This window comes from Helicobacter bizzozeronii (assembly GCF_900196775.1).
Lineage (GTDB): Bacteria > Campylobacterota > Campylobacteria > Campylobacterales > Helicobacteraceae > Helicobacter > Helicobacter bizzozeronii.
Map to the genome: position 1 here is coordinate 33,247 of NZ_FZLB01000041.1, position 19,863 is coordinate 53,109.

At 46.4% G+C, this 19,863-nt stretch carries 17 protein-coding genes and 1 pseudogene; 12 read left to right on the forward strand and 6 right to left on the reverse strand.

Annotation, left to right across the window (positions count from 1 at the left end; genetic code table 11):
- Positions 1-41 precede the first annotated feature (41 nt).
- Positions 42-839, reverse strand: a complete 798-nt coding sequence (locus C5684_RS05280; RefSeq protein WP_104639636.1) for an outer membrane protein — start codon at positions 837-839, stop codon at positions 42-44.
- A gap of 148 nt (positions 840-987) precedes the next feature.
- On the opposite strand from C5684_RS05280, the gene uvrA reads away from it, so the two are divergent.
- The 3 genes from uvrA to asd are packed head-to-tail and all read left to right on the forward strand — an operon-like array spanning position 988 to position 6,183.
- The gene (gene uvrA / locus C5684_RS05285; RefSeq protein ID WP_199764503.1) at positions 988-3,810 is read left to right on the forward strand and encodes an excinuclease ABC subunit UvrA; all 2,823 of its coding nucleotides are present in this window, start codon (positions 988-990) and stop codon (positions 3,808-3,810) included.
- A 55-nt stretch (positions 3,811-3,865) separates the two neighbouring features.
- The gene (hisS, locus tag C5684_RS05290) at positions 3,866-5,176 is read left to right on the forward strand and encodes a histidine--tRNA ligase (RefSeq protein ID WP_104639637.1); all 1,311 of its coding nucleotides are present in this window, start codon (positions 3,866-3,868) and stop codon (positions 5,174-5,176) included.
- Positions 5,173-6,183 (forward strand): aspartate-semialdehyde dehydrogenase, encoded by a 1,011-nt coding sequence (gene asd, locus C5684_RS05295; RefSeq protein ID WP_104639638.1) that lies wholly within the window; start codon positions 5,173-5,175, stop codon positions 6,181-6,183. The genes hisS and asd overlap by 4 nt, the downstream gene beginning before the upstream one ends.
- Here the strand turns inward: asd and C5684_RS05300 are convergent.
- The 5 genes from C5684_RS05300 to C5684_RS05320 form a co-directional block, all read right to left on the reverse strand.
- Positions 6,158-6,658, reverse strand: a complete 501-nt coding sequence (locus C5684_RS05300; protein ID WP_104639639.1) for a DUF2147 domain-containing protein — start codon at positions 6,656-6,658, stop codon at positions 6,158-6,160. The two genes, asd and C5684_RS05300, sit on opposite strands and share 26 nt — an antisense overlap.
- A gap of 2 nt (positions 6,659-6,660) precedes the next feature.
- Complete coding sequence (locus C5684_RS05305; protein WP_104639640.1) at positions 6,661-7,161, reverse strand: YhcH/YjgK/YiaL family protein; 501 nt, start codon at positions 7,159-7,161, stop codon at positions 6,661-6,663.
- A 68-nt stretch (positions 7,162-7,229) separates the two neighbouring features.
- The gene (locus C5684_RS05310) at positions 7,230-7,946 is read right to left on the reverse strand and encodes an HpaA family protein (protein WP_104639641.1); all 717 of its coding nucleotides are present in this window, start codon (positions 7,944-7,946) and stop codon (positions 7,230-7,232) included.
- Positions 7,947-8,056: 110 nt separating this feature from the next.
- A complete protein-coding gene (gene glnA / locus C5684_RS05315) occupies positions 8,057-9,496 on the reverse strand; it encodes a type I glutamate--ammonia ligase (protein ID WP_104639642.1) in 1,440 nt (479 codons plus the stop codon).
- A gap of 39 nt (positions 9,497-9,535) precedes the next feature.
- Entirely contained in the window at positions 9,536-11,593 is a 2,058-nt protein-coding gene (locus C5684_RS05320) for a carbon starvation CstA family protein (RefSeq protein ID WP_104639684.1), read from the reverse strand.
- 120 nt (positions 11,594-11,713) lie between these two features.
- Here C5684_RS05320 and C5684_RS05325 point away from each other — a divergent pair, with 120 nt between their 5' ends.
- The 9 genes and pseudogenes from C5684_RS05325 to C5684_RS05365 all read left to right on the forward strand — a co-directional run bounded on the left by C5684_RS05325 (position 11,714) and on the right by C5684_RS05365 (position 19,856).
- Positions 11,714-12,391, forward strand: coding sequence for a DUF3943 domain-containing protein (locus C5684_RS05325; RefSeq protein WP_233708665.1), 678 nt, complete (start codon positions 11,714-11,716; stop codon positions 12,389-12,391).
- A 71-nt stretch (positions 12,392-12,462) separates the two neighbouring features.
- On the forward strand, positions 12,463-13,053 hold the full coding sequence (gene ribA, locus C5684_RS05330; RefSeq protein WP_104639643.1) for a GTP cyclohydrolase II: 591 nt from the start codon (positions 12,463-12,465) through the stop codon (positions 13,051-13,053).
- 1,741 nt (positions 13,054-14,794) lie between these two features.
- Positions 14,795-15,184, forward strand: a pseudogene (locus C5684_RS09785) (methyl-accepting chemotaxis protein); the annotation flags it as partial.
- A 64-nt stretch (positions 15,185-15,248) separates the two neighbouring features.
- Entirely contained in the window at positions 15,249-15,470 is a 222-nt protein-coding gene (locus C5684_RS05340; protein ID WP_013890156.1) for a MoaD/ThiS family protein, read from the forward strand.
- Complete coding sequence (locus tag C5684_RS05345) at positions 15,471-15,911, forward strand: molybdenum cofactor biosynthesis protein MoaE (protein WP_104638130.1); 441 nt, start codon at positions 15,471-15,473, stop codon at positions 15,909-15,911. It abuts the gene before it with no gap.
- Positions 15,912-15,920: 9 nt separating this feature from the next.
- Entirely contained in the window at positions 15,921-16,451 is a 531-nt protein-coding gene (gene mog / locus C5684_RS05350; protein WP_104639644.1) for a molybdopterin adenylyltransferase, read from the forward strand.
- A gap of 1 nt (position 16,452) precedes the next feature.
- The gene (gene moaC / locus C5684_RS05355; RefSeq protein ID WP_104639645.1) at positions 16,453-16,926 is read left to right on the forward strand and encodes a cyclic pyranopterin monophosphate synthase MoaC; all 474 of its coding nucleotides are present in this window, start codon (positions 16,453-16,455) and stop codon (positions 16,924-16,926) included.
- A gap of 41 nt (positions 16,927-16,967) precedes the next feature.
- Entirely contained in the window at positions 16,968-17,723 is a 756-nt protein-coding gene (locus tag C5684_RS05360; protein ID WP_013890161.1) for an HpaA family protein, read from the forward strand.
- 12 nt (positions 17,724-17,735) lie between these two features.
- The gene (locus C5684_RS05365) at positions 17,736-19,856 is read left to right on the forward strand and encodes an LTA synthase family protein (protein WP_104639646.1); all 2,121 of its coding nucleotides are present in this window, start codon (positions 17,736-17,738) and stop codon (positions 19,854-19,856) included.
- Positions 19,857-19,863 lie beyond the last annotated feature (7 nt).

Below are 19,863 nucleotides of genomic sequence, written 5' to 3' on the forward strand. Positions count from 1 at the left end.
AAGCGTGGGCAAACCAAGCAAAACTAAAAAGTGAGCGGAGATTAAAAAGTGTAGAGGTATCCTAGATAGACAGAGTAGTCCCGTTTGAGGCTGTAATATTGCCCCCCTGCCGTTTTCAAGAATTTATTGACCAACATGGGGATCTTCACGCCCAACTCAATGCCATTGTGTTTGTGGATATTAGCCCTAAAGCCAAAATTCAACCACACATTAAAATTCCCATGACTAGGCTTACCGACATTGCCCGTATTACTAGCCATCAATGCCTCTTCCCATGCTTGCAGAGTTGCTTTATTCACTTGCCATGCATTCCCCCCGATGGCAAAGCCCCCATAGACCCCCACGCTAGCATTTTCACGATCAAAGAAGTTGCCCATTAAATCCGTGCCCACACCATAGGCGATCATGCTCAGATCGACACTGCCATTATAAATAGACCCACCTACTGTAGTTGGCAGACTCAGTTGCCGCCCCAAATGCGCATACCCATAGTCAAAAAAGCCATAGTAGCGCACACCTAGCCACGCAGTCTTGGCATTGAGGGGTTTAAAAAAGAAACTCTGCCCAGCCAAGAAGCCAAAACCATTCATCGCACCATTGGCATATTTGCCATGCCAGCTAATGTTTGTGCCTTGCCAGTTTTGATTCCCCACAGCAACGCCTTGTTTGTTCAAATGCCACATCCCCGGAGAATAATTGTTGTTAGTGTAAAGACCGGTGTTCATCCTACCCTGTCCAACTTGGTAGTTGATTCCAATAAAGCCACCGCCCTTCTCCGCCATCAAGCCACTGCTCGCCACGCCCAAAACTAGAGGCACCCCCAGTAAAAACTTTCTCATTCTTATCCTTTATACACCATAAAAAAAGTTGAACTTAAGTTCCAATCATACCATGTTTCCTCTCATAAAACAAGAATTTTATATTTTTTTTATGCTTAAAGTGATTGATTTGCAAATTCTGTATAATAGCGTTCCAAAAATTCATGGGTTGCAAAGAGAAAGCTTGTTAGACAAAATTCAAATCTATGGCGCGCGGGAAAATAATCTCAAAAACATTAACCTCGAAATCCCCAAAAACCAATTCATCGTTTTCACCGGCTTGAGCGGATCGGGCAAATCCACCTTGGCTTTTGATACCCTCTATGCGGAGGGGCAAAGGCGTTATTTGGAATCACTCTCCAGTTATGCGCGCCAATTTTTAGACAAAGTAGGCAAGCCCGCTGTGGATAAAATCGAGGGCTTGATCCCGGCTGTAGCCATCGATCAAAAGAGCACGAGCAAGAATCCACGCTCCACCGTGGGCACGATCACGGAGATTTACGACTATTTACGCCTCCTCTTTGCACGGGTGGGGCAACAACATTGCCATTTGTGTGGCGCGCCCATTGCCTCCATGAGCGTAACCGACATTTTAGAGCAGGTCTTGCAAGACTTTAAAGACACTAGCATTATTGTTTTAGCCCCCATCATTAGAGATAAAAAGGGTGGTTTTACTGATAAGATTGCGCATTTGCGCCAAAAGGGCTTTGTGCGCGCCTACATTGATGGCGTGCTGGTGCGCTTAGATGAGCCCATCGAGCTTGCCAAAAGCAAAAAGCACACCATTAAAGCCGTTTTAGATCGCCTGCAAGCAAGCCTAGAAAACCATGCCCGCCTAGCCAGTGCCCTAGAAAAAGCTTTAGCGGAGAGTTTTGGGGAGGTGGAGGTGATGGACACAGAGGGCAAAAAAAGCATGCACTATAGCGAGCATTTGGCTTGTTTTAAGTGTAAGGTGAGCTTTGAGGTGCTCGAACCCTTGAGCTTTTCGTTTAACTCCCCTAAGGGTGCATGCGAGGCGTGTGCGGGTTTGGGGAGCAAACTAAGTTTAGATACCCAAAAAATCCTAGACCCCAATTTGCCCACCGAGCACATCAAAAAAGCCTTTTTTTGGAATCACAACTATTATAACGCCCTTTTCGAGGGCTTTTGTGTGGCTAATAAAATCGATCCTAGCGTGCCTTTTAAGGATTTGAGCACCACCCAGCAAGAGGCTTTACTCTATGGCAATGGGACGGAAATTTGTTTTACATGGCGGCAAAGCCAACTCAAACGCCCTTGGAAGGGGGTGATCCAAATTGCCTATGACATTTTCAAAGACACACGCGATCTCAACCAATACATGAGCGAAAAGCCATGCAGTGTCTGCCATGGGCATCGCCTCAAGGGCGCATCTTTAGGCGTGCGGGTGGCTGGGCATAATATCGCTGACTTGCTAGACATGCCCATTCATAGCGTTTATGATTTTTTTAATAACCCGGATCATTTTGCCTATCTTAGCCCCCAAAACCAACGCATCGCCACCCCGATTTTAAAAGAAATCTTGGAGCGGGTGTTTTTCTTGGTGGATGTGGGCTTGGGTTATTTGAGTTTGGGCAGAGATGCACGCACCTTAAGCGGGGGGGAGAGCCAGCGAATCCGCATTGCTAGCCAGATTGGGAGCGGGCTAACCGGTGTTTTGTATGTGCTTGATGAACCCAGTATTGGCTTGCATGAAAAAGACACGCTCAAGCTCATTAAAACCTTAAAGAATTTGCAAAAAAAGGGCAATACCTTAATTGTGGTCGAACATGACAGAGAGACGATCCAGCAAGCCGATTTTGTGGTGGATATTGGACCTAGGGCGGGCAAATACGGCGGGGAGGTGGTTTTTAGCGGGAGTGTGGATCGCTTGCTACAAAGCACCCACCCCACCGCCCTTTATTTGAGCGGGGCTAAACAAATCACACGCCCCACAAAAGCCCCCAGCACAAAAACGCTCTTTTTAGAGCTTAAAGGTGTGTTTATCCACAACATCAAAAACCTACGGGTGAAAATCCCCTTAGGGCGTTTTGTGTGCGTGAGCGGGGTGAGCGGGAGTGGGAAAAGTTCGCTCATCTTGCAAACTCTCTTGCCCATTGTCAAGGAATGCTTGAATCACGCCCAAAAAAAGGCGGTGGGGAGCGTGGAGGTGGTGGGGCTAGAGCACCTAGACAAGGTGATCTATTTGGATCAAGCCCCCATTGGCAAAACCCCCCGTTCTAACCCCGCCACTTATACGGGGGTGATGGATGAGATTCGCGATCTCTTTGCGATGAGCAAGGAGGCGCAAATACTGGGCTATAGCGCGAGTCGTTTTAGTTTCAATGTCAAGGGCGGGCGGTGTGAAAAATGCCATGGGGAGGGGGATATTAAAATTGAAATGCACTTTTTGCCCGATGTGTTGGTGCAATGCGATAGCTGCAAGGGGAGCAAATATAACCCCCAAACCCTAGAGATCAAGATTAGGGGGAAATCCATTGCCGATGTGTTGCGTATGAGTGTGGAGGAAGCCCTAGAGTTTTTTGCCAAAATCCCCAAGATTGCCACCAAATTACAGACTCTAAAGGCGGTGGGCTTGGGTTATATCACTTTGGGGCAAAATGCCACGACCCTAAGTGGGGGGGAAGCCCAACGCATCAAATTAGCTAAGGAGTTGAGCCGCAAGGACACGGGCAAGACTCTGTATATTTTAGATGAACCCACCACTGGGCTACACTTTGAAGATGTGCAACTTTTAATTAATGTCTTGCACTCGTTGGTGGAGTTGGGTAACTCCATGATTGTGATTGAGCATAACTTAGATGTGATTAAAAATGCCGATTACATCATTGATATGGGACCTGAGGGGGGCGATTTGGGCGGGCAGATCACCGCTCAGGGCACACCCCTAGAACTTGCCAAAAACCACGCCAAAAGCAAGAGTCACACCGCTAAATTCTTAGCCCAAGAGCTAGGGATCACCCCCAAGTTTTAAGCCCTAAAGAATCCTAAAAATTGCTATAATGCATCTATCTTAATAAAGGAATCCCATGATCACCCCTAAAACTCTGAGTGGCTTTAAAGACAGACTCCCTAAAGAGGCGATGGCAAAGGGAGCGGTGCTGGACAAATTAGCCCATGTGTTTAGAAGTTTTGGTTTTGTGCCCATTGAGACTCCACATTTAGAATACGCCCACATCCTCACCCAAGAACAAGGGGAGATTCAAAAAGAAATCTACCGCTTTAAAGATCATGGCAAGCGTGAAGTGGCTTTGCGTTTTGATCAAACCTTGCCCCTAGCCCGTTTCATCGCCCAGCACCATTCTAGCCTAGGTTTGCCCTTTAAGCGTTATGCAATTGGGAATGTTTTTAGAGGTGAGCGTGCCCAAAAGGGGCGTTACCGGGAATTTACGCAATGTGATTTTGATTTTATTGGGAGTCATAGCATTCTTTGTGATAGCGAGATCATCCAAGTGATCATTGCGGGTTTGAGAGCCCTAGATTTAGAGGAATTTAGCGTGTGGATCAACCACCGCAAAATTTTAAACGGGCTGTGCCAACATTTTGGCTTGCACACCCAAGAGGACACCCACACGCTTTTAAGGGTGATTGACAAGCTAGGCAAAATCGGGCAGGAGGGGGTGCTCTTAGAGCTTAATACCCATTTTCCCGAGATTGACTTTAAAGAGTTTTTAAGCATTATCAACACCAAACAAGAAGAGGATAGCCTAGAGTTTTTCAAACGCGTAGATTACCTGAAAAGCTACAATGCCACCCTTAAGGAGGGCTTGGAGGAATTAGAGAGCCTTTTTAATCTCTTGTTGTCTTTAGATATTAACCCCGATCACTTCAAGGTGGATTTTTCCATTGCTAGGGGGCTGGGTTATTATACGGGCATGGTCTATGAAACCACGCTCAACCAACTCACCAGCTTAGGCAGTGTGTGCTCGGGGGGGCGTTATGATAATCTCTCTAAGAGTTTTAGCACGCAAAACCTGCCCGGGGTGGGGGCTTCTATTGGCTTGGATCGCTTGTTGGTGGCTTTGGAGGAATTGGAGTTGGTGGAGAGCAAATCCACGAGCGCACGGGTGTTGGTGGTGTGCATGCACCCCTCGCATTTTGTCTATGCTAGCCAAGTGGCGCAGAATTTTAGGCAAAGTGAGGTCAATACCGAACTCTACCCTGAGATTGGCAAGTTAAAAAAACCCTTTAGCTATGCCAACCAAAAAGGGCATGAGTTTGTGGTGGTTTTGGGCGAGGAGGAGGTGCAAAAGGAGAGTTTGACACTCAAAAACATGACAACGGGGTTGCAAGTGAATCATTTGAGTTTCCTAAAAGCTTTGGCGATGGTGAAAGAATGAAAACATACAACATTGCTTTAGTGGGCGCAAGCGGGGCGGTGGGCGAGGAGATCATTAAAGTCTTAGAAGAGCGCGCTTTTCCGGTAGGTGCGTTCTTTGCTTTGGCTAGTGCCAAGAGTGCGGGCAAGAAGATTCGCGCCTTTGGGGAGGATCACGCCATTTTAGAGACCACACAAGCTTTTTTTAGCCAAGAAAAGATCGATATTGCCTTTTTTAGTGCGGGTAAGGGTGTGAGCGAGGTTTTTGCCCCTTGTGCTGCCCAAAATGGTGCAGTGGTGATTGATAATACGAGCTTTTTCCGCTTACAAGCAGATGTCCCCTTAGTGGTTCCAGAGGTCAATGCTAGCGACTTGCAAAACTGCCCCCGATCGATTATCGCTAACCCCAATTGCTCCACGATCCAAATGGTGCAAATCTTAAACCCCTTGCACCACGCCTTTAAAATTGTGCGTGTGGATGTGAGCACTTACCAAGCCGTGAGCGGGGCGGGCAAAAAGGGCATTTACCAGTTACAAGAACAAATCAAGGATTCTAATGCCCCTAATAGTGCCTTCCCCCACCCCATCGCCTTTAATGTGATCCCCCAAATTGATGTCTTTTTGCCCTCAGGTTACACTAAAGAGGAGATGAAAATGGTGCAAGAGACCCACAAGATCATGCATGCCAACTTCCCCATTAGCGCGACTTGTGTGCGTGTCCCCGTGCTTAGAAGCCACAGCGAGAGTCTGAGTATCACCTTTGAAAAGCCCGTGAGTGCCCTAGAGGCTAGGGAGCTTTTAAAACAAGCTCCTAATGTCGTGGTGCTCGATGAGCCCAGCACCTCTAGCTACCCCACCCCCCTAATTGCTAGCCATAAAGATCAAAGCTTTGTGGGGCGCATTCGCGATGATTTGTATAACCCACACATGCTACACCTGTGGTGTGTTGCCGATCAGTTGCGTGTGGGCGCAGCCACCAATGCGGTTAAAATTGCCCTAGAACTTATCGGTCTTGGGGGATCTGTTTGAGGGTTTCTAGCACATCTAAAAAATTAGGTCGGGTGATGTTGTGTTCTTTGAGGTAGTTTTCATCAAGCTTTTTCCAAGTAAAAGTCTTGCCAAAGAATCCACGCCGATCTAGGCTAGGTAAAAACTTTAAGTCCCCGTTTTTCTTTTGGTGGATTTGCACATAATAAGTCCGCCCATCGTAAAAATTATACGCCCGCCCGCCTTTATAGGTGTCATCATAGATGTGTTGCAAATTATATAAGAAAACCACGCCCTTATCGCTGCGGTTGCGTAAAGCGGGGTTTTTGTTGTAAATATCCTTTCTAGCCGGCGAGCCATCCACATTGGCAATCCCGTAAGCGTAATACTTGCCCTCATACTTAAAAAATTCCACATAAGAAGCTGTCATGTACAAAAAAGCTTGGGTTTGGTAAATCCCCTCCAAAGTGCCCGCACATAGAGGGGCGATACAGAAAACAAAAGCGCAAAATTTCATGTTTAGAGCTTTAATTTAACAAGATTGGCAGGCACTTTAGCCACGACTTTATGCACCAAGTCCAAAGATTGGGGGTGGGGGCTGGTGGTGTGCGCATCTGTGGGGAATAAAATAGCCAACCAGCCAGCTTGTAGCAAGATTTCTAGGCTATGCCCGCCATCATGGTAAGTTTGCTTGTCTAACACGCTGTTATAATCCTCTTGGATACGCAGATCGCTAGAGTCGTTTAAATGCAATATTTCACGCCCACGCACCACAAGGCAAAAATCAATATAGGTGCGGTGGGTTTCTAGCACGCCCCCTAAGGGCTTGTAGGCAATATGCATGGCATGCATGCCATGTGCGATGTCCTGCCTTTGCGATTCGCTTTGTTGTTGGATTAAGCTTTGGTGGTGGGGGTGGTTGGTGTCCAACATGCTAGCCAAATACCCATAGAGAGTCTCTAGCTCTAGGGTTTTGCTAAAAAGTGTCTCTAGCGAGTTTAATTTACCAATGATTGCCATATAGCCTCCATACTTATCACTGAAGGGTGCATTCTAGCAATAAAAGGTGAATAAAGTAGCCGTGCTCCTCAAGGTGCTTGTTTGGCTTTTTGAATCAAGTATTTTTCTTGCTCTAGTTTTTGCAAGGTGAGTTCATGGCTAATCTTGCTCACACCTTGCGTGTAAATTTGCAGTAAAATTTGATAGACATGGCTATCAAACCCATTGCCATGCACGGGTGTTACCACGCTGGTGGGCATAAACCCCCCCCCAGTGGTGCGTTGTTGCTGGATGGTAACATCGGTTTTGATCTGATAGCCGGGCAATTCTAGCGCGCTCATTTGGAGCACCTTTTGACTCTTGGGCTCTAAGAGTCTGAGCTCTAAAAAACCCATGGATAAATTTTTGTTGCGCTTGCCAATGCCATTGTCTTTTTTCTTAAAAATGCTCATGTCCAGTTCCTCCAAAACATCAATGGCACCGGTGATGCGCACCATCATATAGCCATCATGGGCTTGCTTGGGCGTGGGCTTAGAATCCACCACCTCCACAGAAAACCCGCGTTTTTCTAAAATGCCTTGGATTTGATCCAGCATGGAAGTTTTAAACTCCTTTTGCATGCCCTCAGGCACATTGGAACTAAAACTAATCTCCATAGGGGCTAATAAAATCAAAAGATGGTTTTTAGGCTGTTGTTTTTCGCTCTCTTCATAGTAAGAAAAAGTGACCTCACTACTCGGAGCTGGGGCATGCTTGCACCCATAGAATACAAGAGCGAGTGCAAAGGCTAAGAGGGGATAGGGCATGCACAATCCTTTTTATTTTTTGAATAAACGGGTGGCGATCCGAATAAGACGCATGAGCAACTTGAGTTTATTATGGCTGTCCCTAAAAGAACTGCCCCGTCTTCTTCTCATCAGCACGAATAGGTGGTTTCAAACTCAAAGGGATGGGGCTTGCTCTCCCAAGGGAAGACCTCAGATTTGAATTTGAAACTCTGGTAAGCTTGGATAAACTCTTCGGTGAAAACCTCGCCCTTTTTCAAATAATCTTTGTGGGCGAGCATCTCCTCTAAAGCACTACGCAAGGTGTGGGGGAGTTGTCTGATCCCCCGATCACGGATTTCATCTAGGGTTAGGGTGAAAAGGTTAATATCCATCGGTGCGCCCGGATCGCTCTTTTTATGAATCCCATCCAGCCCAGCCATCAAAATCGCTGCAAATGCCAAGTAGGGGTTAGAGGAATTATCTGGGAAACGCAGTTCAAAACGGGTTGCCTTCCCACTCACCCCATAAGGAATACGCACGCTCGCACTGCGATTTTGCGCCGAGTAGGTCAAAATCGAGGGGGCTTCATACCCAGGGATCAAGCGTTTATAAGAGTTGCTAGAAGCGTTGGTAAAGGCAGCTAGACTCCTAGCATGCTCAAGCACCCCACCTAAAAAGTGCAACGCCATTTGGCTAAGATTTTTATAGACATCCCCACAAAAGAGGTTTTCGCCCTTTTCCCAAATACTCACATGGGTGTGCATGCCACTCCCATTATCCCCATATAAGGGCTTGGGCATGAAAGTCGCGCTCTTGCCATTGAGATGGGCAACCATTTTCACCACATATTTAAGCTTTTGGATATTATCTGCCGCTTCAACCAAATCCCCAAAACGCACGCCGATTTCCCCTTGCGCTTGGGCTAGCTCGTGATGGACGACATAGGTTTCTAGCCCCACTTGGTTTAACACCTTGACAATCTCGGCGCGCAAATCCATCATGGTATCTGTGGGGGGTGTGGGTAAATACCCGCCCTTACGCCCCGTGCGGTGTCCAAAATTCACCCCCCCCTCAAAAGAGCGATCCCGATTCCATTCCCCCTCTTCGCTATCAATCTCATAATACTGGCAATTCACATCGCCTTTCATTTTGATCGAATCAAAGATAAAAAATTCATTTTCTGCCCCAAAATAGGCAATATCCCCGACCCCTAAATCCTGCAAGTGCTTTAAAGCGCGCTTGGCAATCACGCGCGGGCATTTTTCATATTCCTGTTGCTTGTAAATGTCCCACACATCGCAAAACACCACGGCGGTGATATCCGCACTAAAGGGGTCAATAAAATAGCGCACTAGATCAGGTTGTAAGATCATGTCTGACTTGTCAATGCTCTGCCATGCCTTAAAACAACTCGCATCAAAGGGAATGCCCTGTTGCAACAAATCCTTATCCACGCTAGAAAACGAATAACCCATGTGATTCCATGTTCCCTTAACATCGGTGAATCTAAAATCCACAAACTCAACTTCTTTTTCTTTGCAAAAATCCAAGAATTTTTGCACATCGGTATCGCTGTTATGCAGTTCCATTTTTACGCCTTTTTTATTTTGATTCTAGCATGTCTAAAATTAAGATACAGCTACAAAGGGGGTCTCTGCCAGTGGCGGGCTGATCTGTCCCTTATAAGCCCGGTAGCAAATGCGCACACTAGCCACCAAAACCAAAAAAGCAACCAGCATGAAAAACACGCACAAGATCGCATCGATGGTGTGATTGGTGATCGCCTGCTTGAGTTGGCTAATTTGCTTAGGATCGGTGGTGCTAGCCAGTTTCTCCCTTAAGATTTGGGCGGTGGCGACATGGGAAACATGGTTTAACACGCTATCAGAGCCTTTGGGCAAAACTTTTAAAGTCCCGCTATAAAAGGTGATTCCCAAAATTAAGCTAGCTGGAATGGCCGTTACTAATGCATACTTGAAGCGTTGCATTTTAAATAAAATGGTCGTGGCTAGCAAGAGTGCCATGCCCGCTAGCATTTGGTTACTCACGCCAAATAGGGGCCAAAGGGTGTAAATCCCCCCTTTAGGATCGATGGTGCCTTGGTAGAGAAAATACCCCCACAACCCCACGCAAACTAGAGTCGCAAAGATACCCGCCCCATAGGACTCAGTATTGCCTAAGGGCTTATAAAGATGCCCTAAAATATCTTGGATCATAAAACGCGCGGTTCTGGTGCCCGCATCCACAGCTGTGAGGATAAAGAGGGCTTCAAACAGAATGGCAAAGTGATACCAAAATGCCATCACACTAGGATCGCCTAAAAGCTGATAGACAACCATACTCAGCCCAATAGCAAAAGTGGGCGCGCCCCCTGTGCGGCTTAAAATGCTGTGTTCGCCAATGTTTTTGGTGATCTGCTCGATCTCTTGGGGGCTAATGGAAAAACCCCATGAACTAATCACCTTAGCCGCCTCCGTGATGTCGCTCCCAATGGTGCTAGCTGGGGCATTGATGGCGAAATAAAGCCCGGGGTGTAAAATGGCAGCCATGAGCAATGCCATGATCGCCACAATGGATTCCATCAGCATGGAGCCATAGCCCACCAAGCGCGCATGGCTCTCTTTGGCGATCATTTTAGGCGTGGTCCCTGAGGCGATCAGGGCATGGAAACCGCTAATCGTCCCGCAAGCAATGGTGATAAACAAAAAAGGGAAGAGTGCGCCGGCAAAAACCGGACCGCTCCCATCAACAAAGTGGGTGATCTTGGGGATTTGCAAGGGCGGGGCAACCATGATAATGGCTCCTGCTAAGATCAAAATCACCCCGATTTTTAAAAAAGTGCTCAAGTAATCCCTAGGGGCTAATAAAAACCACACGGGTAAAATGGCAGCAATAAAACCATAGGCGATGATGCACCATGCTAGCGTGCCCTCACTCAAGGTAAAATAAGAGGCAAGGATGGGATCATTAGCCACCACCTTGCCATAATAAATTGCCAACATCAAAAGCACAAAACCCAACAGCGAACTCTCTAAAACACGGGTGCGCAAAAAACGCATGTAAAGCCCCATCACAACCGCAATGGGAATAGTCATCGCAATCGTAAAGAGCCCCCATGGAGAGTGTGCTAGGGCTTTAACGACCACCATGGCTAAAATAGCAATGATGATGATCATGATTCCTAGTATCCCCAAGAGCGCGAACCAACCCACCACAGGACCCATCTCATCTTTGACCATTTCACCCAAAGACTTCCCACCCCGCCGCATGGAGCAAAAGAGCACCACAAAATCATGCACACAGCCCCCCAAAACACTCCCAATTAAAATCCAAAGCACGGAGGGCAAATACCCCATTTGGGCTGCTAGAATCGGGCCCACTAGCGGACCTGCCCCAGCAATGGCAGCAAAGTGATGCCCAAAGGTGATCGCCTTGTGGGTGGGGACAAAATCACGCCCATCATTACGCACACATGCCGGCGTGGCGCGTTTATCATCAAGGCAGAGCACCCGGTAGGCAATAAAATGGCTATAAAAGCGATAACCCAAAGAGTAAATGCAAATAGCCGCACACACCAGCCAAAGCGTGTTGATACTCTCGCCCTTGTGCAAAGCCAAAACGCCCAAACAGATCGCACCTACAATGGCGACTAGCGCCCAAAATAAATGACTCCAAGTTTGTTTCATTCTTGCCTTTCTCCAAATCGATTTGTTTTGTAAGTGGATCGTATCAAACAATTCTGCCATTTTATTTAAAATTTTAGCTATCATTAGGGCGATTCCAAAATAAAAGGCTGGTTATGTTGATTGCTCTTATCTCCGTGGGTTGGCATTGATATTTTGTTGCGCTATTTGCTTGCTAAGAAGAACTCTCAAGGTGCGTTGAAGAGTTTGGATTCTGGTATTCTGAACACACACTATGTGCCCGATAGCCGGTCTAAATACTTGGGCGCGAGTGTGGGGCTGTTGGGTATTTGCTTTATTTTGGGCATTGTGGGGCTGTATTTGATGCCCGAGAGTGTTACGCATTGGAGCAAAGAAAAATTCGGGCTGGGAAGTTGGATACATAATGTCTGCTTGGGCCCGCAATTTGATGACGATCTATTCATCTTTAATTGGGTCTTGCACCCCTATTTTGGCGCAATTTACTACATGCAATCTAGGGTGGCGGGTTATCGCTGGAGTGCGGGGGTGCTCTTCACTTTCTTGGTTTCAACTTTCTTTTGGGAATATGGGCTAGAAGCCTTTGTGGAAATCCCTAGCTGGCAAGATTTGATCTGCACGCCGACTATGGGTCCTTTGGTGGGGGAGTTTTTCTACCACGCCACCCAGCACATCCAAAAACAGCAAAAAAAGTTATTGGACTCTAAGGTGCTGGGGCATGTGGCACTTTTTGCCATGGACTTTATTGGGTTTGTGTTGCAAAATCTGGGCGTAACCAAAATACTAGGTATTGAGAACAAGAATAGCTTAAAGAAAGGTTAAGCAATATTTACCATAATGTGGGCTTTAGGTGCTAGAATAGTGCCCCATTTTGCGAATATAAAAGGCTTGATATGGATAGTCGGGTTAAGGTTTCAAATCGCGCCAAACTCCCCACAAAGTTTGGAATGTTTTGGATTCAATCTTTCCGGGAGTATAAGAAAGAGGGTTCGCCAGTGGATCACTTGGTGGTTTTCACACAAGAACTTTTAGAAGTGCCTCTTGTTAGAGTGCATTCGGAGTGTTTGACCGGAGATGTCTTTGGCTCCCAAAAATGCGATTGTGGGGCTGAATTGGAGATGGCTATGCGCCAAATTGGGGAGCACGAGCAGGGGGGTATGTTGATTTATTTGCGCCAAGAGGGACGGGGCATTGGGCTTTTTAACAAGATCAACGCCTATGCCTTGCAAGATCAAGGTTATGACACGATCGAGGCTAACCGGGCGATTGGATTTAAAGATGATGAGCGCGATTATGCCATTGTGGGGGATATTTTGAAACACTACGGGATTGCTAAAATCCAGCTTTTGACCAATAACCCCCAAAAAATCGCTGCCATTGGGGCTTATGTGGGGGTTGAACGCAGTAGTATTATTGTTGAAAGCAACTGCCATAATAAGGAATACTTGGAAACCAAAAAAAACAAAATGGGGCATTTGCTCTAGGCTCTTAGGGGGGTCTTTAAATTTTTGAAAAGATTTGCTATAGTATTTACTGCAAGGGGTGGGAAATCCAATTGATGAGTTAGCAATGTTTAAACAAATGAGTTTGCGGACAAAAATGGCATTGGCGATTGGATCGGTGTTGGTGCTCTTGGTGGTGGCGATGAGTTATATTGTCTCTTCTAAGGCGGAGCGCATTTTAGAGACAGAAGCCCTCAATCGTTTGCAAGCCCAAGTGCGCAATGCGAGCTGGGGTGTGCAATCCAGCATTGAGCGGGCTTTGGTGCGTTTGCACATCATCAAAGCCGTTTTATTGAAAAACAACACCCGAGCCGATCTGGATTTTGAGGAACATTTTCTGAGTGAATATCTGCGCTATACACAGGCTGTCTATGCCCTATCCATCGCCACAGAGGGGGAATCAATCAACTCCTATAGTTTTAGTGTCGATAAGAGCAATTCAGGTCAAATCAGCACCATCGCCACGCCTAATCTCTACCACAATCCCCTATATGTCGCCAGTAAAAACACCTCTAAACTTGTGTTGGGTAAGCCCTATTTGCGCACCATGCATGATGGGCAAGTCATCTATGGAATCGATGTGGCTTATTCCTTAAGAGATCATCAAGGGACTTTTAAGGGCGCGATCATCCTTTTTATCAACATCGATCTCTTTGATTCCGTGCTCAAATCTTATGGAGTCGGGGATACATCCTTTAATCTGATCGCCCAAGATGGGACTTTATTGGTCGTGGGTGGTAATCACCATGAATTGCGTGGGCGTTCTTGGGAGGGGGTCAATAAAGACTTTGCCCAACAAGGCTTGCCCTTCATCCAAAATGGGCAAAAACAAGTCTTGCGGATCTATTCGACCGTCAATCAAGAACTCTCCTATGGCGCGATCTATCCCTTCAAAGTGCTTGAAAAAGTCGATGATAATCCTTTGCATTGGGCTGTCGTGGGTGTGAGGAGCGAAAAGCGTGTTTTTAGAGACATTGACTCTATTAAGCTTACGATTCGCATTACAGGCGTGATCGGTCTGTTTGTTGTGATTGGCGTGATCTATTGGTTGCTCTATGTTTTAATGGCCAAGCGCATTGTGGCGGTGTCCCAAAATTTAGACAACTTCTTTAAGATTTTACGCCATGAAATCTCAGCCGATCAAATCAAGCTGATCCCAGCCAAGAGTCAGGATGATTTGGGCAAAATGCAAGCCAATATCAACCAAAATATCCAACAAATCCAAAAAACCATTTTGCAAGACGAACAATCTGTAGAAAATAGTATCCAAGTCGCTTCTAGGGTGGAGGAAGGGGATTTTAGCCAAACGGTAGATGCAGAGCCTAATAACCCCTCTTTGATCGCCCTAAAGAAAAACCTGAACAATATTATTCTCTATATGCAAAAAAACATCGGCATGCACATGAAAACAATCAACGATGCTTTTGAGCGTTATAGCCAATATGACTTTAGACAGGGCATCCCCGGAGCAAGCGGGCATATTGAGAAGGTCGTAGATGGTCTTGTGCATGAAACAAGACGCATGCTAAACACTTCAGCGGGCTTTGCTAAGGAACTCGATGGCAAGGTGGTGATCTTAAATGGTTGCGTGGATCGCCTCAATGAAATTGCGACCAACCAAAATAATAGCTTGGATAAAACCATCGTGAGCATCGCTGGAATCACCAGTGGCATTACAGAGGTGGCGCAAAAAACCCAAGAGGTGATCCAACAAGGGCAAGACATTAAAAATATCGTGGAGATCATTAGAGATATTGCTGATCAAACTAATTTGCTGGCTTTAAATGCGGCTATTGAAGCGGCCCGGGCGGGCGAACATGGGCGCGGCTTTGCGGTGGTGGCTGATGAGGTCAGAAAGCTAGCTGAACGCACACAAAAATCTTTGAGCGAGATAGAGAGCAATATTAATGTGCTGGTGCAAAGCATTTCAGACACTTCAGCGAGTATCCAAAACCAAGCCCAAGAGGTGGAATTTATCAACCAATCCTTAGAGGAGTTTAAAAAAGACACCAAGAGCAATATCGCCATTGCGCGCGATTCTCTATTGGCTTCTCAAGACATTAACCGCATATCCGAAGAGATTTTAAAAGATGTGCAACGCAAAAAATTCTAAGGCGTTATTAGCTAAAAACACGGAAAATTTTGCTATTCTAAAGGTAATTTTTTAAGGAGAATCGATGGTTTGCGTGGAGTTTTTAGGTCCGATCAAGGAAGAGAGCATGCATTTAGATATCTGCGATTTGCACGGGCTTAGAGCTATTTTGCAAGAAAAAGAGAGCGTGCGCCCGTGGCTGGCTATGAGTGCGATTAGCGTGAATGATGTTTTGGTAGAGGATTTACACACACCGCTTAGAGATGGGGATAGGGTGATGGTTTTGCCCCCCGTGTGTGGAGGTTGAATGCTAGAAATTTTTGAGGGTGCGTTAGATGGTTCTGCTCTTTATGTGCGTTGGGAGCAAGAGTGCAGATTAAAAGGGGCGGGGGCTTTATGTGTGTTTAGCGGGGTGGTGCGCCCCCAAAGCCCAAATTTTCAAGGGTTGAGTTTTGATATACATGAACCCTTGTTGCAAGCGTGGTTTGGTGCGTGGCAAGAACGCGCACTCTTGCAAGAGGTGCTCTTAAAAATGGCGCATTCAAGGGGCGATGTGCCCATTTTGCAAACTTCTTACATGGTGGGCTTGATCTCTGAGCACCGCAAGGCTGCCCTAGCCTTGTATGTGGATTTTATTGAGGATTTCAAGCACAACGCACCGATTTGGAAATACGATCTGCTAGATAACCAGCGTGTTTATGCTAAAGAGAGAAGCCACCCTTTGAGGGGTAGCGGGCTGTTGGCTTAAGGGGGGTTGGTGGAGAGCATTAAAATCGGGGTTGTGGTCAGTAGCGATCGGGCGAGTAGTGGGGTCTATGAGGATGTGAGCGGGGGGGCGATTAAAGAGGTTTTAAGCGAGTATATCATTAATCCTTTGGTGTTTGAATACCGCCTGATCGCCGATGAACAGGACTTGATTCAAGAGAGCTTGATTGAACTTAGCGATGTGTGTGGTTGTGATCTCATTGTAACCACAGGGGGCACAGGCCCAGCCCCTAGAGATGTAACCCCAGAGGCGACTGAGGCGGTGTGTTCTAAAATGTTGCCCGGCTTTGGGGAATTAATGCGTGCCACCAGCTTAAAGTATGTCCCCACAGCGATTTTATCTAGGCAAACAGCGGGCATTAGGGGCTCAAGCTTGATTGTCAATTTGCCCGGCAAACCCAAGAGCATTAGAGAATGCTTAGAGGCGGTTTTCCCAGCTATCCCCTATTGCATTGACTTGATCGGGGGGGGCTATATTGAGGGCAACACAGAGCATATCCAAGTGTTCCGCCCCAAGAGATGACATGCCCCTTAGCCACCTAGACACCCACAATAACCCTAATATGGTCGATGTGAGCCACAAGCCCGACACTTTGCGAATCGCCCTTGCCAGTGGCAAGATTAGCATGGGGGCGCAGGCTTACAAGGCGATTATAGATCACCAAGTTAAAAAAGGTCCAGTGATTCAAACCGCTGTGATCGCCGCAATCATGGGGGCTAAACAAACCAGCACACTCATCCCCATGTGCCATCCTCTGAACCTTTCTAATATTGCTGTAGAGGTTTTAGAACAGCCCCAAGAACACGCCCTTGTTGTGCAGGTGCGCGTGAAATACCATGGGCAAACTGGCGTGGAAATGGAGGCACTCACGGGTGTGAGTGTGGGGCTTTTAACCATTTATGACATGGTCAAATCTTTAGATAAAAGCATGGTGATTGGGGCTATCCAGCTAGAGTATAAAGAGGGGGGCAAGAGCGGCACTTACCAACGCTCTTAAACCCATGTATTTGAGTTAATTACACAATAAAGGAGAATTTTATGCAGAAGAAATCATGGCTTTTGGGCGTTGTGGCGGGGGCTATTTTGGTGGGTTGTGGCCCTAGTATCACCGTTACCAACAATGTCCCCTTGAATTTGGCTTACAAAACAGGTGTGATGGCAGCCCCTAAAACCAACCAAACCATTATTTTGCTCAAACCTGCATTGCAATACAGCGACAACATCGCTAAGGAGTATTCCAACAAGTTTAGAGATGAGCTGACTCTCAAGGTCCAATCTTTGCTGGAAAATCAAGGCTACAAAGTCGCCATTTCTGATGTGAGCGATAAAAATGACCTCTCTTTTGCCCAAAAGAAAGATAGTTACTTGGTGCTGGAAATGAATGGCGAGGTGGTTTTAAGACCCGATCCCAAGACGACAGAGCAAAAAAAATCCAGCCCCGGACTCATTTTCTCTACGGGCATGGATGTTACCAAAGGCACGCTTTTATCTATGGGGTATATTAAGGTGGTGTTTGTCGAGCCCACCAGCGGCGAGGCAATCGATTCGTTCATGGTGGATTTGAGCGAACTTTACATCAAAGAACCCTTTATCCGCTCCAGCCGTTCTGAACATACCGGCGGGCTTTTAAGCTCGTTATACAAGGGCAAGGACGACTCTAATGATGCGGTAAAAAGGGCGTTGAACCAAATCTTTAAAGATGTGATGGCCAAAATGGACACCAAGCTCACCCAAGATCGGATCAAAGCCTATGCTAAAGATGTGGCGGACTTGAAGGCACAGAAAAAATATTAGCACCCAGTAGCCATGCCCTTAGTCTTCCCCTCTAGGGTGTCTTGGGGGCAGAGGTTTTTCCATCTGCTCCTATCCACGCTTTTTTTTAGCCTCTTTCTTAGTGCCTTTTTTATCTGCTTGCGCTTGGGCTTTTTGGGCTACACGGGCATTTATAAAGATGCCCTCGCTTTGCATGGGCATGCTCTAAGCTCTCTATCGTCTCAAATTTGGCAGACTTTGGGCAATGGTATGCGCTATGATAACCGCATGGTCGCCATTTTTGGGCTTGTCTTTTTGCTCTTAGCTCTTTTATCCATCAAAGCCAAAGCCCAGCGCAAAATTTGTAATACCTATGCCCTCTTGGTCATTGCCCTGTGTGTGTTTTTGCAAATTGCCAACATGACTTTTTATAGCATTTATGGCGGTGTCTTTGATGCCAATTTGCTTGAGGTCTTTGATGAAAGCCCGGGCACGCTTTTAAGCATGGCAATCAGAGGCGAGTATTTTATTGGCACTAAAATTTTAATCTGGCTGGTTTTGAGCTTACTGGGCTTTTGGGTGTATCTTAGAGTGGCTCAAATAGCCCAAATTTTCTATGAGGTCTTTAAAGATTTTTCGCTCAAGGTCATTTTAGGGCTAACAGCGGCTTGTTTGGCATTCTTCATGCTCATCTCCATCAATGCACGCTTTGGGCTGACCGCTATTTCTTTAGACTTGGCAATCCAGCCAGCTGAAAATGTCTTTTTGCGCCAAATCACCCCCGGGGCATTCCGTAATCTCTACTTGGTCTTTAAAAACCACGCCAAGAGCCAAAAGATCACCTTTGCTAATTTTAGCCCCAAACCCCTTTTACAAGCCACAAAAGAGTATTTTAATCTCCCCAGTGATACCCCCCCTCCTCTTGATCTAGGCAAACTTTTAGAACAGCAAAGCACCAACCCTTTAAAACCCAGCATCACCCATGTTTTTTACATTGTCTCCGAGTCGCTCTCAAGCTGGCATTTTGACCCTAAATTTGACGCAATTCATTTGGTCAGTGCGCTTAAAAGCTTAGATGATCACCAGCATGGCTTTATCTTCCCCTTATTCCTAGAAAATGCCAAACGCACGGTCAAAAGTTTAGATGTGCAGATCACGGGTTTAATGGGGATCAATGACACTAATTTTGTGAATATGGGCGTGAAAATCCCTAGCCTGCCCACCGCCATTGGCAACCAAATGAAGGGGCTAGGCTTCCACAATGTTTTTTACTATGGGGGGAGCGGGATTTGGAATCGCTTAGATAGTTTCACCAAACTACAGGGCTTTGATGATCTCATCTTTAATACCTATCTGTTGCGCTTTGCTAAAGACAAGTTGGCTAACAACCCTACAATCTACCCCAAACCCTTAGAGAGCGAATGGGGCGTGCATGATAATATCTTGTTTGATTATATCTTAGAAAAAACCCCAGTTGATCAACCCACCTTTAGCATGGTGATGACTTTGAGCAACCACACAAGCCGCAATGTCAATCTCAAAGCCTTTGGCGTGCCCCTAGAATCCATCCAAGCCTTTGTCAAAGCCACCCCCAAAAGCCAAGACCTGCCTGATGCCAACTTCTTAGGGCATATCTATTGGTATGATAAAATCTTGGTGGATTTCATCAAAAAAGCCAGCACCAAATTCCCCAATGCGCTGTTCATCATCACAGGCGATCACTTTGATCGCAGTTTTGAATACGCTAAAAATAATCTCTATTGGAAAAAGAGCGTGCCTTTGATTCTTTATGCCCCCTCGCTCAAGCCCCAACAAATCCGCTGTGTGGGCGCACACATTGACATCGCCCCCACGATTATGGAGCTAATCGCCCCTAAGGGCTACACCTATGCCAGCTTTGGTAAGCCCTTGTTTAGCAATGCCAACACCTCTAATACTTGCCTAGATGACCCCGCTTTGGGCTTTGAGGTCATAGCGGCTAAAGGGCAAGAGGGGATTGACTTTTTATGCGGGGAAGATGAACCCAACAAACTTTTTTATATCCAAAAGGGGCAATTAATCCCGCATAAAAGCAATCCCCAAGACCTCAAACGCGCCAAGCAACTCCTAGAGAGAGATAATATTGCCAATGGCTTAAGCTGGCACTACCTCTTTAAAGGAGGGATTATAAAATAGCCCCCCA